Below are 18,658 nucleotides of genomic sequence, written 5' to 3' on the forward strand. Positions count from 1 at the left end.
CATGGCGAAGATGAAGATCAAGAAGGGTGACCTCGTGCAGGTCCTGTCCGGCAAGGACAAGACCAAGCAGGGCAAGGTCATCGCCGTCCACACCGAGACGCAGCGCGTCGTCGTCGAGGGCGTCAACCGCGTCACCCGCCACACCAAGGCGGGCGTGGGTGGCCAGGCCGGCGGCCTCGTCGTCCAGGAGGCGCCGATCCACGTGAGCAACGTGGCGGTCGTCGACCCGGAGGACAACAAGCCGACCCGGATCAAGACCCGCGTCGAGAGCGTCGAGCGTGACGGCAAGACGAAGACGAGCCGGACCCGCGTCGCGGGCCGCTCGGGCAAGGACCTCTGAGATGACTGAGACCATCGAGACCCCCGCGACCTCGGTCGCCCCGCGCCTCAAGACGCGCTACCAGGACGAGATCAAGGGCGCCCTGCAGGAGCAGTTCGGCTACCCGAACGTCATGCAGATCCCCGGTCTGGTCAAGGTCGTCGTCAACATGGGTGTCGGCGACGCGGCCAAGGACAGCAAGCTCATCGAGGGCGCGATCCGCGACCTCACCGCCATCACCGGCCAGAAGCCGCAGGTGACCAAGGCCCGCAAGTCCATCGCGCAGTTCAAGCTGCGCGAGGGCATGCCGATCGGTGCGCACACGACGCTGCGCAACGACCGGATGTGGGAGTTCCTGGACCGCCTCGTCTCCGTCGCCCTGCCGCGCATCCGCGACTTCCGCGGTCTGTCGCCCAAGCAGTTCGACGGTCGTGGCAACTACACCTTCGGCCTCACCGAGCAGTCGATGTTCCACGAGATCGACCAGGACAAGATCGACCGGGTCCGCGGCATGGACATCACCGTGGTCACCACGGCGACCAACGATGACGAGGGCCGCGCCCTGCTCAAGCAGCTCGGCTTCCCCTTCAAGGAGAACTGACATGGCGAAGACTGCCCTGGTCAACCAGGCCAACAAGAAGCCGAAGTTCAAGGTGCGGGGCTACACCCGCTGCCAGCGCTGCGGCCGTCCCCACTCGGTCTACCGCAAGTTCGGCCTGTGCCGGATCTGCCTGCGCGAGATGGCGCACCGCGGCGAGCTGCCCGGTGTCACCAAGTCGAGCTGGTGACCACCCCGGCCGGAGGGCCGAGGTGAGACACCTCGGCCCGCCGGCCACCGCGGCACCCGCCGCAACCCCCGACGTTCTACATCGCAGGTCGCCCGGAGATCCCCTCCGACCGTGAAACCGCGATGAGGAAGGGCAAGAGAAGCCCATGACCATGACCGACCCGATTGCGGACATGCTGACCCGCGTGCGGAACGCCAACTCGGCGCACCACGACGACGTCTCCATGCCGTACTCCAAGCTCAAGTCGCACATCGCGGAGATCCTCCAGGCCGAGGGCTACATCGCGGGCTGGACCGTCGCCGACGCGACCGTCGGCAAGACGCTGACGATCAACCTCAAGTACGGCCCGAACCGAGAGCGCTCCATCGCCGGGGTGCGCCGGGTGTCCAAGCCCGGTCTGCGCGTGTACGCCAAGTCGACCAACCTGCCGAAGGTCCTCGGTGGCCTGGGCGTCGCGATCATCTCGACGTCCTCCGGTCTCCTCACGGACAAGCAGGCCGCTAGCAAGGGTGTGGGTGGGGAAGTCCTCGCCTACGTCTGGTAAGGGAGAGCAACATGTCGCGTATCGGACGACTCCCGGTCGCCATCCCCAGCGGTGTCGACGTGACCATCGACGGCCCGACGGTGACCGTCAAGGGCCCCAAGGGCGAGCTGAGCCACGTCGTGGCCCAGCCCATCTCCGTCGAGAAGGGTGAGGACGGCGTCGCCGTCACCCGCCCCGACGACGCTCGCGAGTCCCGCAGCCTGCACGGGCTGACCCGCTCGCTCATCAACAACATGGTGGTCGGCGTGACCGAGGGCTACACGAAGAAGCTCGAGATCCACGGCACCGGTTACCGCGTGCAGAACAAGGGCGGTTCGCTCGAGTTCGCGCTCGGCTACAGCCACTCGATCACGGTCGACGCGCCGGAGGGCATCACCTTCGCCGTCGAGAACCCCACCCGCTTCTCGGTGCAGGGCATCGACAAGCAGCTCGTCGGTGAGGTCGCCGCCAACATCCGCAAGCTCCGCAAGCCCGACCCGTACAAGGGCAAGGGTGTCCGCTACGAGGGCGAGCACATCCGCCGCAAGGTCGGAAAGGCTGGTAAGTAAGCCATGGCTATGACTGTCAAGCGCGCCAAGGGCAAGGTTGCCGCGCGAGGCCGCCGCCACCTGCGCGTGCGCAAGAAGATCACCGGTACCGCGGTCCGTCCGCGCCTGGTCGTCAGCCGCTCGAGCCGGCACGTCTTCGTCCAGGTCGTCGACGACACCGTGGGCAAGACCGTCGCCTCCGCGTCGACGATGGAGGCCGACGTCCGCACCGTCACCGGTGGCAAGACCGAGCAGGCCAAGAAGGTCGGTGAGCTCGTCGCCGAGCGCGCCAAGGCTGCCGGTGTCGAGGCCGTCGTCTTCGACCGTGGTGGCAACAAGTACCACGGCCGCGTCGCCGCGATCGCCGACGGTGCCCGCGAAGGTGGGCTGGCCCTGTGATGTCGCAGAAGCAGACTGTCGAGAAGAGGAACATCTGATGCCCGGACCCCAGCGTCGAGGCGCCGGTGCCGCAGGCACCAACGAGCGCTCCAACAACCGCGGTGACAACCGCGGGGGCCGCCGCGACGGCGGCCGCGACAACCGCGCCGCCGAGAGCCAGTACCTCGAGCGCGTCGTGACCATCAACCGCGTCTCCAAGGTCGTCAAGGGTGGTCGTCGCTTCAGCTTCACCGCTCTCGTCATCGTCGGTGACGGCGACGGCACGGTGGGCGTGGGCTACGGCAAGGCCAAGGAGGTGCCCGCGGCGATCGCCAAGGGTGTCGAGGAGGCCAAGAAGTCGTTCTTCAAGGTGCCCCGCATCCAGGGCACCATCCCTCACCCCATCCAGGGTGAGGCCGCCGCGGGTGTCGTCCTGCTCCGTCCCGCCTCGCCCGGTACCGGTGTCATCGCCGGTGGTCCGGTGCGTGCGGTGCTCGAGTGCGCCGGCATCCACGACGTCCTGAGCAAGTCGCTCGGGTCGGACAACGCGATCAACATCGTCCACGCGACGGTCGCGGCCCTCAAGGGTCTCGAGCGTCCGGAGGCCGTGGCCGCCCGCCGCGGTCTGCCGCTGGACGAGGTCGCCCCGGCCGCGATGCTGCGCGCCCAGGCCGCCGGTCGCCAGGAGGCCCGTGAGGCCGCCGACGCGAAGGCAGGTGCCTGATGCCGCGGCTGAAGGTCACCCAGACCCGTTCCGAGATCGGTGGCAAGAGCAACCAGCGTGACACGCTGCGCAGCCTCGGTCTGAAGCGCATCGGCGACGTCGTCGTCAAGGAGGACCGCCCGGAGATCCGTGGCATGGTCCGTACGGTCGCGCACCTCGTGGCCGTCGAGGAGGTTGACTGATCATGGCTGACGCCAAGAAGACCACCGAGAACGAGGCCTCGAGCCACGCTCTCAAGGTCCACCACCTGCGTCCCGCCCCGGGCGCCAAGACCGCGAAGACCCGTGTCGGTCGCGGTGAGGGCTCCAAGGGCAAGACGGCCGGTCGCGGTACGAAGGGCACGAAGGCCCGCTACCAGGTCCCGGCCGGCTTCGAGGGCGGGCAGACGCCGCTGCACATGCGTCTGCCGAAGCTCCGCGGCTTCAAGAACCCCTTCAAGACGGAGTACCAGGTCGTCAACCTCGACCGCGTCTCCGCTCTCTTCCCCGAGGGTGGTTCCGTGACGGTCGACGACCTCGTCGCCAAGGGCGCGGTCCGCAAGGGCCAGCTCGTCAAGGTCCTCGGCTCCGGCGAGATCACCGTCGCGGTCGACATGACCGTGGACGCGTTCTCCACGAGCGCCAAGGAGAAGATCGAGGCTGCCGGCGGTTCCATCACCGGCGCCTGATCCACCACGGCCACTGACGAAGGGGTCCGACGGGCACAGCCTGGCGGACCCCTTCGCCGTCGGTCACGACGTGTGACGCGTCACCCCTCACGCCCACCCCGTTCGCCCGCCCCGGGTGCGCCGGGTATCGTGCTTCAGTCTTCACCCCCCGCCACCGGAGCACCCGTCGATCACGGGTGGACCCGGTGAAATCTGGAGGATCAGGTGCTCTCCGCCTTCACCCGTGCGTTCCGTACGCCGGACCTGCGTCGCAAGCTGCTCTTCACGCTGGGCATCGTCGTGCTCTTCCGCCTCGGGTCGCACGTGCCGACCCCGAACGTCGACGCGGCCGCCGTGCGCGCCTGCGTCGCGGGTGCCCGTGACGACGCGAGCTCGACCTTCCTCGGGATGGCCAACCTCTTCAGCGGGGGAGCGCTGCTCCAGCTGTCGATCTTCGCGCTCGGGATCATGCCGTACATCACGGCGAGCATCATCGTGCAGCTGCTGACGGTCGTCATCCCGCGCTTCGAGGCGCTGAAGAAGGAGGGCCAGCAGGGTCAGGCGAAGATGACCCAGTACACGCGCTACCTGACGATCGCGCTGGCCGTGCTGCAGTCGGCGACCTTCATCACCTTCGCCCGCAACCCCAGCCAGCTCTTCGGCAACGCGAACTGCACGAACATCCTCTACCGCGAGTCGATGCCGAGCATCCTCATCATGGTGCTGACGATGACCGCCGGCACGGGCCTGATCATGTGGCTCGGCGAGCTCATCACGGACAAGGGCGTCGGCAACGGCATGTCCCTGCTGATCTTCACCTCGATCACCGCGACCTTCCCCGGCTCGCTGTGGGCGATCCAGCAGCGCGAGGGCCGCTGGGACATCTTCTTCCTCGTCATCGGCATCGGGCTGCTCATCATCGCGGCCGTCGTCTTCGTCGAGCAGAGCCAGCGCCGCATCCCGGTGCAGTACGCGAAGCGGATGGTCGGGCGCCAGATGTACGGCGGGACCTCGACGTACATCCCCATCAAGGTCAACATGGCCAACGTCATCCCGGTGATCTTCGCCAGCTCGATGCTCTCGCTGCCGCTGATGATCTCGCAGTTCCGTCAGGACCCCGGCGGCAACACCGCCGGCTGGGTGACCTGGCTGCAGACGCACTTCAACCCCTCGCAGCCGACGTGGGTCTACATCGCCGTCTTCACCGGGCTGATCTTCTTCTTCACCTTCTTCTACGTCTCGATCACGTTCAACCCCACCGAGGTCGCGGACAACATGAAGAAGTACGGTGGCTTCATCCCAGGGATCCGGGCCGGGCGACCCACGGCCGAGTACCTGAGCTACGTGCTGACCCGGATCACCGTGCCGGGCGCCATCTACCTGTCGTTGGTCTCGCTCATCCCGCTCATCGCCCTCGTCCTCGTCGGCGCCAACCAGAACTTCCCCTTCGGCGGCACCTCGATCCTCATCATGGTCGGTGTCGGTCTGGAGACGGTGAAGCAGATCGAGTCCCAGCTCCAGCAACGTGAATACGAAGGGTTCCTCCGCTGACATGCGACTGATCATCTTCGGCCCGCCCGGGGCCGGCAAGGGCACGCAGGCCACCCGGATCGCCGAGCGCTACGGCATCCCCGCCATCTCCACCGGTGACATCTTCCGCGCCAACATCAAGGCCGAGACCCCTCTCGGCCTGCAGGTCAAGGAGATCACCGCGGCGGGCGGCTACGTGCCCGACGACGTGACGAACGCGATCGTCGAGTCCCGTCTCGACGAGGCCGACTGCGAGCCGGGCTTCCTGCTCGACGGGTACCCCCGCACGACCGGTCAGGTGAGCGCGCTCGACGCGATGCTCGCCAAGCACGACCGGGCCGTCGACAAGGTGCTCATGCTCACCGTCGAGACCGACGAGGTCGTCGCCCGGCTGCTCAAGCGCGCGCAGACCGAGGGTCGTGCCGACGACACCGAGGAGGTCATCCGCGAGCGTCAGGCGATCTACACCCGCGAGACCGAGCCCCTCGCCGCGGTCTTCCGCGAGCGCGGCCTGCTCGTCGAGGTCGACGGCATGGGCGAGGTCGACGAGGTCAGCGAGCGCATCGCCGCGGCCCTGCAGGCCTGAGCGCAGGTCGTCAGATGGGCTGGATGGGTCGCGAGCGCGTCGTCGCGAAGACCCCGGAGCAGATCGCGCTCATGCGCGTCGCCGGGCTCCTCGTCGGCCGCACCCTGGAGATGCTGCGCGGCGAGGTGCGCGAGGGCGTGACGACTGCCCAGCTCGACGCCCTCGCCGAGCAGCACATCCGCGACCACGGCGGCATCCCGAACTTCCAGCTCGTGCCGGGCTACTCGCACACGCTGTGCACCTCGGTCAACGACGAAGTCGTCCACGGCATCCCCGGCGAGCGGGTCCTGGTCGCCGGAGACCTGCTGAGCATCGACTGCGGCGCCCAGGTGCAGGGGTGGAACGGCGACGCGGCGATGACCGTCGTCGTCGGCGGCGAGGAGGCCGCGCGACCGCGCGACCTGCGCCTGTCCGAGGCCACCCGCGCCTCGATGTGGGCGGGCATCGCCGCGCTGCGGGCTGGGGGACGGATCAGCGACGTCGGCGCGGCCGTCGAGGACTCGATCATCGCCTCCGGCCGGGAGCACGACCACGAGTACGGCATCGTCCTCGACTACGTCGGCCACGGCATCGGCGAGGACATGCACATGCCACCGCAGGTCCCGAACTACCGGCACACCGGGCGCAGCCCGGCGACCCCGGTCGGCACGACGATCTGCGTCGAGCCGATGGTGACCCTCGGCTCGCAGGACAACCACGTGCTGCCCGACGACTGGACGATCGTCACCGACGACGGCTCGAGGGCCGCGCACTGGGAGCACTCCGTCGCGATCACCGAGCGCGGCCTGTGGGTGCTCACCGCGATCGACGGCGGCGAGGCCGAGCTCACGGCGGCGGGCGCCCCCTTCGGCCCGCTCGACTGACCGCTACGCCGACCCGGGCCGCATGACACCCTGGTCGGTCGTCGGGTCCCACGGGACCGACTCGTGCTGGTGCACGACCAGCCAGCGCCCGGCACGCCGCTGCAGGACCGCCGTCGCCCGCACCCACATGTCGACCTCGTCGCCCGAGCGCAGCGTGCCGCTCACGGCGTAGACGAAGGTCGCGACCGCGAGATCGCCGTCCGCGCGCACCTCGAGCTCGTGCACCGCGTACCCGATGTCGGAGGCGTACCCGGCGAACCACGCCTGCAGGCCGGCCGCCATGGCGTCGCGACTCCTGACCCGGTGCGGCGGGGTGACGCCGAAGCTGTCGAGCTCGTCGGCCATGCGGGCGAGCAGGGGAGCGGGGTCCTTCGCGGTGACCGCGGCGACACGCTCGTCGAGCAGCGCCCGCACCTCCTGCTCGGCGCTCACCGCGTGCCCCCGCCGACGACGTCGTAGACGAGGGCGACGACGCCGCTCGCGAAGCGCTCGGTCTCGCGCAGGCGCAGCTCGAGCGGCAGGCCCTCGGGCACGAAGCGGCGCGACCCGGCGCCGGCCACGCGGGGCCCGACATACGCGCTCACCTCGTCGACGAGGCCGGCGCGCAGGGCGGCGCGCAGGGCGGCGCCCGCGAGGGTCGGCCCGCCGACGGAGACGTCGCCGTCGGCCTCGGCGACGAGGGCCCGCAGGCGGTCGACGTCGAGCTCGGGCCACAGGGTGGTCCGCGGCGCGTCGAGCGCGGTGAGGGTGCGCGAGACGACGACCCGGTCGGTGTCCTGCCAGGCCTGCGTGTACTCGCGCACGTAGGGGACCTCGAGGTCCTCGGCGGGCGGGTCCTGCCAGTAGCGCATCGTCTCCCACATCCGACGCCCGTAGACGTCGAGGACGAGCCGCTCCTGCATCCGGTTGAAGTGCTCGTGCAGCTCGCGGTCGGGCTCGGTGGCCTCGCCCGCGTCGTCGACGAACCCGTCGAGGGTGGTGGTCATCGCGTAGATCAGCCGTCCCATGCCGCTCTCCTGTCAGTGCTTCGTCACGAAGGTCAGATGGCTCACGCCCGAGGCGGGCGAGACCACGGTCTCGACGTCGTAGCGCTCCTCGAGACCCTCGAGCCCCTCCCAGAGGCAGACCCCGCGGCCGAGGAGGACGGGCACGACGACGACGTGCATCCGGTCGACGAGTCCGGCGGCGACGAAGTCGCGCACCGTGCTCGGGCCTCCGCCGACGCGCACGTCCCGCCCGTCGGCGAGCCCGCGGGCGACCTCGAGAGCCTCGGCGGGGGAGGCATCGACGAAGTGGAAGCTCGTGCCCCCTCGAGGTGCAGGGTCGGCCTCGGGTGGTGGGTGAGGACGACGACGGGGGTCTCGAAGGGAGGGCGCGGCCCCCACCACCCCTGCCACTCCACGTCGGTCCACGGCCCGGTCGGCGGCCCGAACGTGCGCCGCCCCATGATCTCGACACCGACCGAGCCGTCCCACCCGAGCGCGGCGAACGCCCCGTCGACGCCGTCGCGGGCGCGCCCGCCCCCGGGCTGGTCCGGCGGCATCATCCACTCGTGGAGACGACCGGTGGCATGGCCCATGGGCTGCTCGAGGGTCTGCGGCTCGCCCGTGGCGTAGCCGTCGAGCGAGACGCTCAGCTGGGTGACGACGACCTCGGACATGGCGCTCCTGCCGGTCAGGTGGTTGCGCTGCGCAACCGCTCCTCACCGTAGAGTAGGGTGATTGCGCAGCGCAACCACTTGCCGGACGAGCGGGACGAAGGGGGACGATGCGCACCGAGCCGAGATCGGGCTGCCCGATCAACCGGGGGGTCGAGGTGCTCGGCGACCCGTGGAGCGCCGTCGTCCTGCGCGACATGATCTTCGGCGACCGTCGGTACTTCCGCGAGCTGCTCTCCGGGTCGCTCGAGGGCATCGCGAGCAACGTCCTCGCCGCCCGGCTGCGCGACCTCGTCGCCGCGGGCCTGCTCGTGCGCGAGGACGCCGGGCGCGGTCACCGCGCCAGGTACTCCCTCACCGAGGCCGGCATCCAGACCCTGCCCGTGCTCGTCGCGCTCGGCACGTGGGGGCGGGCGCACCGCGAGACGGCGCCCGAGCTCACCGTGCGCCAGCGGCTGCTCGAGGAGGGCGGGCCCGGGCTCGTCGCCGAGCTCATGGACGAGCTGCGCGCCGCCCACCTCGGTGCCCCGCTGCCGCCCGCGACCGGGCCGCGAGCGAGGGAGCGGCTGCACGCCGCCGACGAGGCCGAGGTCGCCCGCCGGCTCGCCGACGGGTGAGCCGGACGGGTGCCGGAGGCGGGTGTCCCGCCGACCCGCCAGGGCCGTGCCGCTGTGCGGGATCTCTCAGTCTGAGCCGGCCTGCCCGCCGGTAGCCTGACGACGTCCCGCCGCTGCCCGGCATGCGTGCAGGAGCCGTCCGAGCCGCCCCCGAGGAGCGATGCGCACATGATGTCTGCCCGGCCGACCGAGGTCATGCCGCTGGCCGAGGGCTTCGCGCCCACCGACGAGGCACGCTGGCGCGAGCTGGCCGCGCAGGTCGTCGGCAAGAGCCGCGCCGAGGACGACGTGATCGGCCCCGACGAGGCGGTCGAGGCGCTGTCGACGACTCTGCCCGACGGCGTCGTCGTGCGCCCGCTCTATACCCGGCCCGCGCAGGAACGACCGCTCGGCGTGCCCGGGGCCATGCCCTTCACGCGCGGCACCGGCCCGCGCCGACCCGACCAGCCGTGGGACGTGCGCGCCCTGCACGAAGGGGGAGACGCGGCCGCGACGAGCCGCGCGGCCCTCGTCGACCTCGAGCGGGGCGTCACCTCGCTGTGGCTCGCGGTCGGGGACGGCCACCTCGAGCCCGCTGACCTCGCGGGGGCGCTCGACGGCGTCCACCTCGGCATGGCCCCGGTCGTCGTCTCCTCGACGACCGCCCAGCGGCCCGCGGCCGAGGCGCTGCTCGACCTCCTCGAGGCCGCGCCCGAGCTCGCCCCCGGCTCCGGTCTCGGGCTGGACCCGCTCGGCGCCGCCGCGGCGACCGGCGCAGCCGCCGACCTCGCCGGGCTCGCCCCCTTCGTCACCCGCGCGGCGGCGCTGACCGACGTGCGCGCCCTCACCGTCGACACCCGCGTCTACCACGACGCCGGGGCGCATGACGTCGAGGAGGTCGCGCTCGCCGTGGCCACCGCGGTCGCCTACGTCCGCGCGCTCGAGGAGCAGGGGGTCGACGCCGCCGAGGCCTTCGCGAGCATCGACGTGCGCGTCGCCGTGACCGCCGACCAGTTCACGACGATCGCCAAGCTGCGCGCCCTACGGCGGGTGTGGGCCCGCGTCGGCGAGCTCGCGGACGTGCCGGAGCGGGCCCGGGCGGCGCGCGTCCACGCCGTGACCTCCGGCCGGATGCTCACCGCGACCGACCCCTGGGTCAACGTCCTGCGCGGCACGATCGCCTGCCTCGGCGCGAGCGTCGGCGGCGCCGATGCCATCACCGTGCTGCCCTACGACACCCCGCTCGGGCTGCCGGAGGCCTTCTCCCGCCGTCTGGCCCGCAACACCCAGAGCCTGCTCGCGCTCGAGAGCCACGTCGCGGCCGTCGCCGACCCCGCCGGTGGCTCCTGGTACGTCGAGGCCCTCACCGACGAGATGGCCGAGCGCGCCTGGGCGCGGCTCGGCGAGCTCGACGCGTCCGGGGGAGTGGCGGCGGCGCTCGCCGACGGCTCGCTCGCCCGCGGGCTCGAGGCGATGTGGCAGGAGCGCCTGCGCGGCCTCACGACCCGGCAGGTCCCGCTCACCGGCACCTCGACCTTCCCGCTCGCCGGCGAGACGCCGCTGCAGCGCGCACCCCGCCCCCAGCCCCCGTCGGGGGGTCTGCCCCGCCACCGCGACGGCGAGGTCTTCGAGCGTCTGCGCGCCCGGGCCGCCCGGCTCGACGACCCGACGGTGCTCGTCGTCAGCCCCGGCAGCCGCCGGGACTTCGGGGCCCGTCAGACCTTCGCGACGAACCTGCTCGCCGTCGCCGGCATCGGCGCCCGTCTCGTCGACGGCGCCGACGCCGACGCGGCCGCTGCGGCGGCCCGCGACAGCGCCCTGCCGGTCGCCGTCCTCGCGACCTCGCCCCGGGTCAACGCCGAGCACGGGCCCGAGGTCGTCGCCGCGCTGCGCGGCGCGGGCGTCGAGCACGTCGTGCTCGCCGGACGGGCGGGCGAGCTCGGCGAGGGCGACCACGGCGTCGTCGAGGCCCGTGAGGGCGTCGACGTCGTCGCCCTCCTCTCCGACCTGCTCACCCGGCTCGGGGCCGGGGACGACGTGACCACGACGACGGATGGAGGCGCCCGATGAGCGCGATCCCCGACCTGTCCACCGCCTCGCTCGGCGAGGGCCTGCCCGGCGAGGACGCCGCCGCGCGCTGGGCCGAGATGCTCGAGCAGGTGCCCGGCGCGGCCGACGGGTGGCAGACCCCCGAGCACATCACCGTCGCGCCCGTCTACACCGAGGCCGACACCGCGGGCCTGGACTTCCTGCGCACCGTCCCCGGCGCCGCGCCCTACCTGCGCGGCCCCTACCCGACGATGTACGTCAACCAGCCGTGGACGATCCGGCAGTACGCGGGCTTCTCGACGGCCGAGCAGTCCAACGCCTTCTACCGGCGCAACCTCGCGGCCGGGCAGAAGGGGCTCTCCGTCGCCTTCGACCTCGCGACCCACCGCGGCTACGACTCCGACCACCCCCGGGTCGAGGGAGACGTCGGGATGGCCGGCGTGGCGATCGACTCGATCTACGACATGCGCACCCTCTTCGACGGGATCCCGCTCGACCAGATGTCGGTGTCGATGACGATGAACGGCGCGGTCCTGCCGGTCCTCGCGCTCTACGTCGTCGCGGCCGAGGAGCAAGGGGTGAGCCCGGAGCAGCTGAGCGGCACCATCCAGAACGACATCCTCAAGGAGTTCATGGTCCGCAACACCTACATCTACCCGCCCGAGCCGTCGATGCGGATCATCTCCGACATCTTCGCCTTCACCAGCCGGCGGATGCCGCGCTTCAACTCGATCTCCATCTCCGGCTACCACATGCAGGAGGCCGGGGCGACTCAGGACCTCGAGCTCGCCTACACCCTCGCCGACGGCGTCGAGTACATCCGCGCCGGGCGCGACGCGGGGCTCGACGTCGACCGCTTCGCCCCGCGGCTGTCCTTCTTCTGGGCCATCGGGATGAACTTCTTCATGGAGGTCGCCAAGCTGCGGGCCGCCCGGCTGCTGTGGGCACGGCTCGTGCAGGAGGGCTTCGAGCCGGGCAACCCCAAGTCGCTCTCGCTGCGCACCCACAGCCAGACCTCGGGGTGGAGCCTCACCGCGCAGGACGTCTTCAACAACGTCGTGCGCACCGGGGTCGAGGCGATGGCGAGCACCCAGGGCCACACGCAGAGCCTGCACACGAACGCGCTCGACGAGGCGATCGCGCTGCCGACCGACTTCTCCGCGCGGATCGCCCGCAACACCCAGATCGTCCTGCAGCAGGAGTCGGGCACCTGCCGCGTCATCGACCCCTGGGGCGGCAGCGCCTACGTCGAGCGGCTCACCCACGACCTCGCGCAGCGGGCGTGGGCGCACATCGAGGAGGTCGAGGCGGCCGGCGGCATGGCGAAGGCGATCGAGGCCGGGATCCCGAAGATGCGCATCGAGGAGGCGGCCGCCCGCACCCAGGCGCGCATCGACTCCGGGGCCCAGCCGGTCATCGGCGTCAACACCTACCCCGTCGACGAGGACGAGCCGATCGAGGTGCTCAAGGTCGACAACGCCGCGGTGCGCGCGAGCCAGGTCGCGAGCCTGGAGCGCCTGCGCGCCGAGCGCGACGAGGAGGAGACGCAGGCCGCGCTCGCGGCGCTCACGCAGGCCGCCCGTGCCGACGGCGGCGACATGGAGACCAACCTCCTCGCGCTCGCCATCGACGCGGCGCGCGCCAAGGCGACGGTCGGAGAGATGTCGGCCGCGCTCGAGGAGGTCTACGGCCGCTACACCGCCCAGATCCGTACGATCTCGGGTGTGTACCGGGACGAGGCGAAGGGGAGCGGCTCGGTGCGAGAGGCCCAGGCCGCCGTCGAGGACTTCGAGCAGCAGGAGGGGCGTCGTCCGCGCATCCTCGTCGCGAAGATGGGCCAGGACGGGCACGACCGCGGCCAGAAGGTCATCGCGACCGCCTTCGCCGACCTCGGCTTCGACGTCGACGTGGGCCCGCTCTTCCAAACCCCCGCAGAGGTCGCCCGCCAGGCGGTCGAGGCGGACGTGCACGTCGTCGGGGTGAGCTCGCTGGCCGCGGGGCACCTCACCCTCGTGCCGGCGCTGCGCCGCGAGCTCGACGCCCTGGGGCGCCAGGACCTCATGATCGTCGTCGGCGGGGTCATCCCCGACCAGGACTTCGAGGAGCTGCGCGCCGCGGGGGCCGACGACATCTACCCGCCCGGGACCGTCATCGCCGACGCGGCAGTGCGTCTCGTCGCCCGGCTGCAGGAGCGTGCGTCGGGCGATGCCTGACCCGGTCGCCGATCTCGTCGCCGGGGTGCGGGCACGCTCGCGCGCGCACGTCGCCCGGGCGATCACGCTCGTCGAGTCCTCGCGCCCCGACCACCGCGACCAGGCGCGAGCCCTGCTCGAGCAGATCGCGCCCGAGACCGGCGGGGGAGTGCGCGTCGGCATCTCCGGCATCCCGGGGGCCGGCAAGTCGACCTTCATCGATGCCCTCGGCACCCGGCTCGTCGAGCAGGGCCACCGGGTCGCGGTCGTCGCCGTCGACCCCTCGTCCTCGCGCACCGGCGGCTCTGTCCTCGGCGACCGCACCCGGATGGCGCGCCTGACGAGCACCGAGGACGCCTTCGTGCGGCCCTCGCCCTCGGGCCGCCACCTCGGCGGTGTCGCCCGGGCCACGCGCGAGTCGATGCTCGTGCTCGAGGCCGCGGGCTTCGACGTCGTGCTCGTCGAGACCGTCGGCGTCGGCCAGTCCGAGGTGGCCGTCGCCGAGATGGTCGACACCTTCCTCCTGCTCGCCCTCGCCCGCGGCGGCGACCAGCTCCAGGGCATCAAGCGCGGCATCCTCGAGATGGCCGACGTCATCGCCGTCAACAAGGCCGACGGGCCGCACGAGGGCGACGCCCGCGTCGCCGCCCGCGAGCTGAGCGGCGCGATGCGCCTCATGAACCCCGACCCCTCTGCCCGCCGACCCCCGGTCCTCACGTGCAGCGCCCAGACCGGCGCCGGTCTCGACGAGGTGTGGCAGGCGGTCCTCGACCACCGCGCCTACCTCACCGAGCACGGCTCGCTCGAGGCCCGGCGCCGCGAGCAGCAGACGAGCTGGATGTGGGCGATGGTCGACGCCGAGCTGCGCGACGGGGTCCGGCGCAGCCCCGCGGTCCGCGAGGTCGTCGCCGACGTCGGCGAGGACGTCGCCTCGGGTCGCGTGAGCGCCGTCGACGCCGCTCGCCGGGTGCTCGACGCCTACGCCCGCGACCTCGCGCCGGGCTGACCTGCGGGCTGACCCGCGGGCCGAGCGCCGAGCGCGCCGCCCCCCGGGCGACGGCCCACCGGTGCTGCTCACCCGATTTCGTGGGTCCTCACCCGGTCCCGTAGGATGGGGCGTCGCTCTCGTGTGCGTGCTGCGCGCGCGGGGCGTCCCCGGGCGTCCTCATCCAGAGGGCCCCAATCACACGGATTGAGAGGATATGGCCAAGAAGGACGGTGTCATCGAGGTCGAGGGCACGATCGTCGAAGCACTCCCGAACGCGATGTTCCGGGTCGAGCTGACGAACGGTCACAAGGTTCTCGCCCACATCTCGGGCAAGATGCGTCAGCACTACATCCGGATCCTCCCCGAGGACAAGGTTGTCGTCGAGCTCAGCCCGTACGACCTGACCCGCGGCCGCATCGTCTTCCGCTACCGCTGACGGTCGGGCCGCCCGACCAGACGCACGTACGACCCGGCACCCATCTGGGGCTCGGGACAGATCGACCAAGGACGAGTTGGCAGTGAAGGTTCAGCCGAGCGTCAAGAAGATCTGTGACAAGTGCAAGGTGATCCGCCGCAACGGTCGGGTCATGGTGATCTGCGAGAACCTGCGCCACAAGCAGCGCCAGGGCTGATCGCGACCCACCCGGGCCCTCACGGGCCCAGCACCACGTCATAGAGCTTCACGACACGTACACACCGCACGCAGCACCCGACCCCTGAAGAAGGCCGCCTCGCGGCCGGATCTGGCGGCGCAGTCGCGCCGCGCAGGACGTCACCCTCGGCCCGGAGGCCGAGGACCGCAGGACCCCGCCCAGGTGCGGGGAGAGCTCCTCGGACCGGTGCTGCACCACGACCTCCGGATGCACAGACAAGGAAACACCACAAGATGGCACGTCTTGTTGGAGTGGACCTCCCGCGCGAGAAGCGCGCCGAGGTCGCACTGACCTACATCTTCGGCGTCGGTCGCACGACCTCGCAGAAGGCCCTCGCCGCCACCGGCGTCGACCCGAGCACCCGCGTCAAGGACCTCGACGACACCCAGCTCGTCGCCCTGCGCGACTGGCTCGAGGCCAACTGCCAGCTCGAGGGTGACCTCCGCCGCGAGGTCGCCGCCGACATCCGCCGCAAGGTCGAGATCGGCACCTACGAGGGTCTGCGTCACCGTCGCGGTCTGCCCGTGCGCGGTCAGCGCACCAAGACCAACGCGCGCACCCGCAAGGGCCCGAAGCGCACCGTCGCCGGCAAGAAGAAGGTTGGTAAGTAATGCCCCCCAAGACCCGTTCCGGCGCCAAGGTGCGTCGCAAGGTCAAGAAGAACGTCGCCGTGGGCCAGGCCCACATCAAGAGCACGTTCAACAACACGATCATCTCCATCACCGACCCGACCGGTGCGGTGATCTCCTGGGCCTCCGCCGGCCAGGTGGGCTTCAAGGGCTCGCGCAAGTCGACCCCCTACGCCGCGCAGATGGCCGCCGAGGCCGCCGCGCGTCGCGCCATGGAGCACGGCATGCGCAAGGTCGACGTCTTCGTCAAGGGCCCGGGCTCCGGTCGTGAGACCGCGATCCGCTCCCTGACCGCTGCCGGCCTCGAGGTCGGCGCGATCAGCGACGTCACGCCCAGCCCGCACAACGGGGTCCGTCCGCCCAAGCGCCGTCGCGTCTGAGCACGGGAACCTAGGAGATATAGACCATGGCTCGTTACACCGGCCCCATCACCAAGAAGTCCCGTCGCCTCAAGCTCGACCTCGTCGGCGGCGACAAGAACTTCGAGCTCCGTCCCTTCCCGCCCGGCCAGCACGGCCGTCGTCGGATCCAGGAGAAGGAGTACCTCACCCAGCTCCAGGAGAAGCAGCGCGCCCGCTTCACCTACGGCGTCATGGAGAAGCAGTTCGTCCGGTACTACAAGGAGGCGGCCAACCGCCCCGGCAAGACCGGCTCGAACCTGCTCATCATCCTCGAGTCGCGTCTGGACAACGTCATCTACCGCACCGGTCTCGCCCGGACCCGTCGTCACGCGCGTCAGCTCGTGACCCACGGTCACTTCGAGATCAACGGCGTGCGGACCGACGTCCCCAGCCACCGCGTCGAGCAGTACGACATCATCACGGTGCGCAAGCAGTCCGTGGAGAGCTTCCCCTTCCAGCTCGCGCGTGAGACCTTCGGCGAGCGTCCCGTCCCGGCGTGGCTCCACGTCGTCCCGGGCAGCCTGAAGATCCTCGTGCACCAGCTGCCGACCCGTGAGCAGATCGACACCCCGCTCACCGAGCAGCTGATCGTCGAGCTCTACTCGAAGAACTGATCCTCGGATCTGCCCGGTGGCTCCCCCTTCGTCCCTGAGGCGAAGGGGGAGCCCCCGGTCCGAGGACCACCAGGGTCGTCGTCGCGGACCGATGCGCGACGACCAGCCGGGTCGCACCGGCAGCATCACGAGGCGTCATATAGCGGTCGCCCGTGGGAAGGAACAACCGTGCTCATCGCACAGCGCCCCACCCTCAGCGAGGACGTCGTCGCCGACAACCGCTCGCGGTTCGTCATCGAGCCCCTCGAGCCGGGCTTCGGCTACACGCTGGGCAACTCCCTGCGTCGCACCCTGCTGAGCAGCATCCCGGGTGCCTCCCTCACCTCCATCCGGATCGACGGCGTGCTCCACGAGTTCTCCACGATCCCGGGGGTCAAGGAGGACGTCACGGAGATCATCCTCAACCTCAAGAGCCTCGTCGTCTCCTCGGAGAACGACGAGCCGGTCGTCATGTACCTGCGCAAGACCGGCTCCGGCCCCGTCACCGCCGCGGACATCAACCCCCCGGCCGGGGTCGAGGTCCACAACCCGGACCTGCACATCGCGACGCTCAACGACAAGGGCTCCGTCGAGATGGAGCTCACCGTCGAGCGCGGCCGCGGCTACGTCTCGGCCCAGCAGAACAAGTCCGGCGAGCAGGAGATCGGCCGCATCCCGGTCGACTCCATCTACAGCCCGGTCCTCGCCGTGACCTACAAGGTCGAGGCGACCCGTGTCGAGCAGCGCACCGACTTCGACCGTCTCGTCGTCGACGTCGAGACGAAGAGCTCGATGACCCCGGCCGACGCCATGGCCTCCGCCGGCAAGACGCTCGTCGAGCTCTTCGGCCTGGCCCGTGAGCTCAACGTCGAGGCCGAGGGCATCGACATGGGCCCGTCGCCGACCGACGCCGCGCTCGCCGCGGACATGGCGCTGCCGATCGAGGACCTCGACCTCACCGTCCGGTCCTACAACTGCCTCAAGCCCGAGGGCATCCACACCGTCGGCGAGCTCGTCGGTCGCAGCGAGGCCGACCTGCTCGACATCCGCAACTTCGGCGCGAAGTCGATCGACGAGGTCAAGGCCAAGCTGCACGGCATGGGCATGGCCCTCAAGGACAGCCCTCCCGGCTTCGACCCGAGCCAGATCGTCGACAGCTACGGCGACGAGGACTACGAGGACGACCAGTCCTTCGTCGAGGACGAGCAGCTCTGACCCACCCGACGGCCTGACCCGTCCGGGTCGGCTTGCAACTCAAGGAGAATCACCATGCCCACCCCCACCAAGGGACGTCGTCTGGGTGGCGGCCCGGCGCACGAGCGCCTCATGCTCGGCAACCTGGCCCAGTCGCTCTTCGAGCACGACCAGATCACGACGACGCAGGCCAAGGCCAAGCGTCTGCGCCCGCTCGCCGAGCGTCTCGTCACCTTCGCCAAGCGCGGTGACCTGCACGCCCGTCGCAAGGTCATGACGGTCGTCAAGGACAAGGGTGTCGTGCACCGTCTCTTCACCGAGATCGCGCCCGACATGACCGACCGCGAGGGCGGCTACACCCGCATCACGAAGATCGCGCCGCGCAAGGGCGACAACGCCCCCATGTGCGTCATCGAGCTCGTGCGCGAGCCCGTCTCCGCCAAGCCCAAGCGCGCCGTCGTCGCCGAGGCCGAGGCCGCCACCGCGCGCTCGGCCAAGGACGAGGAGGCGCAGGACGCGCCGGAGACCACGGACGAGACGACCGAGACCGAGGCCCCCGCGGCCGAGGCCACGGACTCGATCGAGGCCACCGAGTCGACGGAGTCGACCGAGGGCGAGAAGGCCTGACCCAGGCCCTCACCTGACGAAGGGGTGAGCCTCCCGCAGCAGCGGGGGCTCACCCCTTCGTCGTGCCCGGGCGGGCCGCTCGGTAAAGGGTTGTCCAAGAAGTCCGCGATCACCTGTCGCCGCAGGTCACGGCGGGCCTATGCTCCGCCCGACTGCCCTCGACGGCGAGGGCGA

Annotated in this window: 26 protein-coding genes; 23 read left to right on the plus strand and 3 right to left on the minus strand. The window is 71.0% G+C overall.

What is annotated here, in order from left to right:
* Window position 1: 1 nt before the first annotated feature.
* From rplX to map, 12 genes are all read left to right on the plus strand, one after another.
* Window positions 2–340: a 50S ribosomal protein L24 gene (gene rplX, locus L6241_RS11290; RefSeq protein WP_068277138.1), complete on the plus strand. Its 339-nt coding sequence runs from the start codon at window positions 2–4 to the stop codon at window positions 338–340.
* A 1-nt stretch (window position 341) separates the two neighbouring features.
* Window positions 342–920 (plus strand): 50S ribosomal protein L5, encoded by a 579-nt coding sequence (gene rplE, locus L6241_RS11295; RefSeq protein ID WP_201467617.1) that lies wholly within the window; start codon window positions 342–344, stop codon window positions 918–920.
* 1 nt (window position 921) lies between these two features.
* Entirely contained in the window at window positions 922–1,107 is a 186-nt protein-coding gene (locus tag L6241_RS11300; protein WP_068277143.1) for a type Z 30S ribosomal protein S14, read from the plus strand.
* Between the two features lie 145 nt (window positions 1,108–1,252).
* Entirely contained in the window at window positions 1,253–1,651 is a 399-nt protein-coding gene (rpsH, locus tag L6241_RS11305) for a 30S ribosomal protein S8 (RefSeq protein WP_068277152.1), read from the plus strand.
* Window positions 1,652–1,662: 11 nt separating this feature from the next.
* A complete protein-coding gene (gene rplF / locus L6241_RS11310) occupies window positions 1,663–2,199 on the plus strand; it encodes a 50S ribosomal protein L6 (RefSeq protein WP_068277153.1) in 537 nt (178 codons plus the stop codon).
* A 3-nt stretch (window positions 2,200–2,202) separates the two neighbouring features.
* Window positions 2,203–2,577 (plus strand): 50S ribosomal protein L18, encoded by a 375-nt coding sequence (gene rplR, locus L6241_RS11315; RefSeq protein ID WP_068277158.1) that lies wholly within the window; start codon window positions 2,203–2,205, stop codon window positions 2,575–2,577.
* Window positions 2,578–2,614: 37 nt separating this feature from the next.
* Window positions 2,615–3,280, plus strand: a complete 666-nt coding sequence (gene rpsE, locus L6241_RS11320; RefSeq protein ID WP_252974653.1) for a 30S ribosomal protein S5 — start codon at window positions 2,615–2,617, stop codon at window positions 3,278–3,280.
* On the plus strand, window positions 3,280–3,462 hold the full coding sequence (rpmD, locus tag L6241_RS11325) for a 50S ribosomal protein L30 (RefSeq protein WP_123092232.1): 183 nt from the start codon (window positions 3,280–3,282) through the stop codon (window positions 3,460–3,462). The genes rpsE and rpmD overlap by 1 nt, the downstream gene beginning before the upstream one ends.
* A 2-nt stretch (window positions 3,463–3,464) precedes the next feature.
* The gene (rplO, locus tag L6241_RS11330; protein ID WP_068277166.1) at window positions 3,465–3,947 is read left to right on the plus strand and encodes a 50S ribosomal protein L15; all 483 of its coding nucleotides are present in this window, start codon (window positions 3,465–3,467) and stop codon (window positions 3,945–3,947) included.
* 204 nt (window positions 3,948–4,151) lie between these two features.
* On the plus strand, window positions 4,152–5,477 hold the full coding sequence (gene secY, locus L6241_RS11335; protein ID WP_123092231.1) for a preprotein translocase subunit SecY: 1,326 nt from the start codon (window positions 4,152–4,154) through the stop codon (window positions 5,475–5,477).
* A 1-nt stretch (window position 5,478) separates the two neighbouring features.
* Entirely contained in the window at window positions 5,479–6,042 is a 564-nt protein-coding gene (locus tag L6241_RS11340) for an adenylate kinase (RefSeq protein ID WP_252974654.1), read from the plus strand.
* A 14-nt stretch (window positions 6,043–6,056) separates the two neighbouring features.
* The gene (map, locus tag L6241_RS11345) at window positions 6,057–6,905 is read left to right on the plus strand and encodes a type I methionyl aminopeptidase (RefSeq protein WP_368246272.1); all 849 of its coding nucleotides are present in this window, start codon (window positions 6,057–6,059) and stop codon (window positions 6,903–6,905) included.
* Between the two features lie 3 nt (window positions 6,906–6,908).
* Here map and L6241_RS11350 read toward each other — a convergent pair whose 3' ends face one another.
* The 3 genes from L6241_RS11350 to L6241_RS11360 are packed head-to-tail and all read right to left on the minus strand — an operon-like array spanning window position 6,909 to window position 8,290.
* Window positions 6,909–7,337, minus strand: a complete 429-nt coding sequence (locus L6241_RS11350; protein ID WP_368246274.1) for an SgcJ/EcaC family oxidoreductase — start codon at window positions 7,335–7,337, stop codon at window positions 6,909–6,911.
* On the minus strand, window positions 7,334–7,912 hold the full coding sequence (locus tag L6241_RS11355) for a dihydrofolate reductase family protein (RefSeq protein ID WP_368246276.1): 579 nt from the start codon (window positions 7,910–7,912) through the stop codon (window positions 7,334–7,336). Before L6241_RS11355 ends, L6241_RS11350 begins: the two co-directional genes overlap by 4 nt.
* Window positions 7,913–7,924: 12 nt before the next feature.
* Entirely contained in the window at window positions 7,925–8,290 is a 366-nt protein-coding gene (locus L6241_RS11360) for a dihydrofolate reductase family protein (protein WP_368246277.1), read from the minus strand.
* Between the two features lie 382 nt (window positions 8,291–8,672).
* On the opposite strand from L6241_RS11360, the gene L6241_RS11365 reads away from it, so the two are divergent.
* From L6241_RS11365 to rplQ, 11 genes are all read left to right on the plus strand, one after another.
* Window positions 8,673–9,179: a winged helix-turn-helix transcriptional regulator gene (locus tag L6241_RS11365; RefSeq protein ID WP_368246278.1), complete on the plus strand. Its 507-nt coding sequence runs from the start codon at window positions 8,673–8,675 to the stop codon at window positions 9,177–9,179.
* A gap of 168 nt (window positions 9,180–9,347) precedes the next feature.
* A complete protein-coding gene (locus L6241_RS11370; RefSeq protein WP_368246280.1) occupies window positions 9,348–11,228 on the plus strand; it encodes a methylmalonyl-CoA mutase family protein in 1,881 nt (626 codons plus the stop codon).
* Window positions 11,225–13,420: a methylmalonyl-CoA mutase gene (gene scpA, locus L6241_RS11375; protein ID WP_368246281.1), complete on the plus strand. Its 2,196-nt coding sequence runs from the start codon at window positions 11,225–11,227 to the stop codon at window positions 13,418–13,420. The genes L6241_RS11370 and scpA overlap by 4 nt, the downstream gene beginning before the upstream one ends.
* On the plus strand, window positions 13,413–14,405 hold the full coding sequence (gene meaB, locus L6241_RS11380) for a methylmalonyl Co-A mutase-associated GTPase MeaB (RefSeq protein ID WP_368246282.1): 993 nt from the start codon (window positions 13,413–13,415) through the stop codon (window positions 14,403–14,405). Before scpA ends, meaB begins: the two co-directional genes overlap by 8 nt.
* Before the next feature lie 196 nt (window positions 14,406–14,601).
* A complete protein-coding gene (infA, locus tag L6241_RS11385) occupies window positions 14,602–14,823 on the plus strand; it encodes a translation initiation factor IF-1 (protein ID WP_007928045.1) in 222 nt (73 codons plus the stop codon).
* 82 nt (window positions 14,824–14,905) lie between these two features.
* Entirely contained in the window at window positions 14,906–15,019 is a 114-nt protein-coding gene (gene rpmJ / locus L6241_RS11390) for a 50S ribosomal protein L36 (RefSeq protein WP_006592630.1), read from the plus strand.
* A gap of 254 nt (window positions 15,020–15,273) precedes the next feature.
* Complete coding sequence (rpsM, locus tag L6241_RS11395; protein ID WP_068277189.1) at window positions 15,274–15,651, plus strand: 30S ribosomal protein S13; 378 nt, start codon at window positions 15,274–15,276, stop codon at window positions 15,649–15,651.
* Window positions 15,651–16,049 (plus strand): 30S ribosomal protein S11, encoded by a 399-nt coding sequence (rpsK, locus tag L6241_RS11400; protein WP_068277192.1) that lies wholly within the window; start codon window positions 15,651–15,653, stop codon window positions 16,047–16,049. The genes rpsM and rpsK overlap by 1 nt, the downstream gene beginning before the upstream one ends.
* Before the next feature lie 26 nt (window positions 16,050–16,075).
* A complete protein-coding gene (rpsD, locus tag L6241_RS11405; RefSeq protein WP_354587180.1) occupies window positions 16,076–16,684 on the plus strand; it encodes a 30S ribosomal protein S4 in 609 nt (202 codons plus the stop codon).
* 168 nt (window positions 16,685–16,852) lie between these two features.
* Window positions 16,853–17,878: a DNA-directed RNA polymerase subunit alpha gene (locus tag L6241_RS11410; protein WP_368246284.1), complete on the plus strand. Its 1,026-nt coding sequence runs from the start codon at window positions 16,853–16,855 to the stop codon at window positions 17,876–17,878.
* Window positions 17,879–17,932: 54 nt separating this feature from the next.
* Window positions 17,933–18,484, plus strand: coding sequence for a 50S ribosomal protein L17 (rplQ, locus tag L6241_RS11415; protein WP_368246286.1), 552 nt, complete (start codon window positions 17,933–17,935; stop codon window positions 18,482–18,484).
* Window positions 18,485–18,658: the final 174 nt, after the last annotated feature.

This window comes from Janibacter sp. Y6, assembly GCF_040900765.1.
Lineage (GTDB): Bacteria > Actinomycetota > Actinomycetes > Actinomycetales > Dermatophilaceae > Marihabitans > Marihabitans melonis.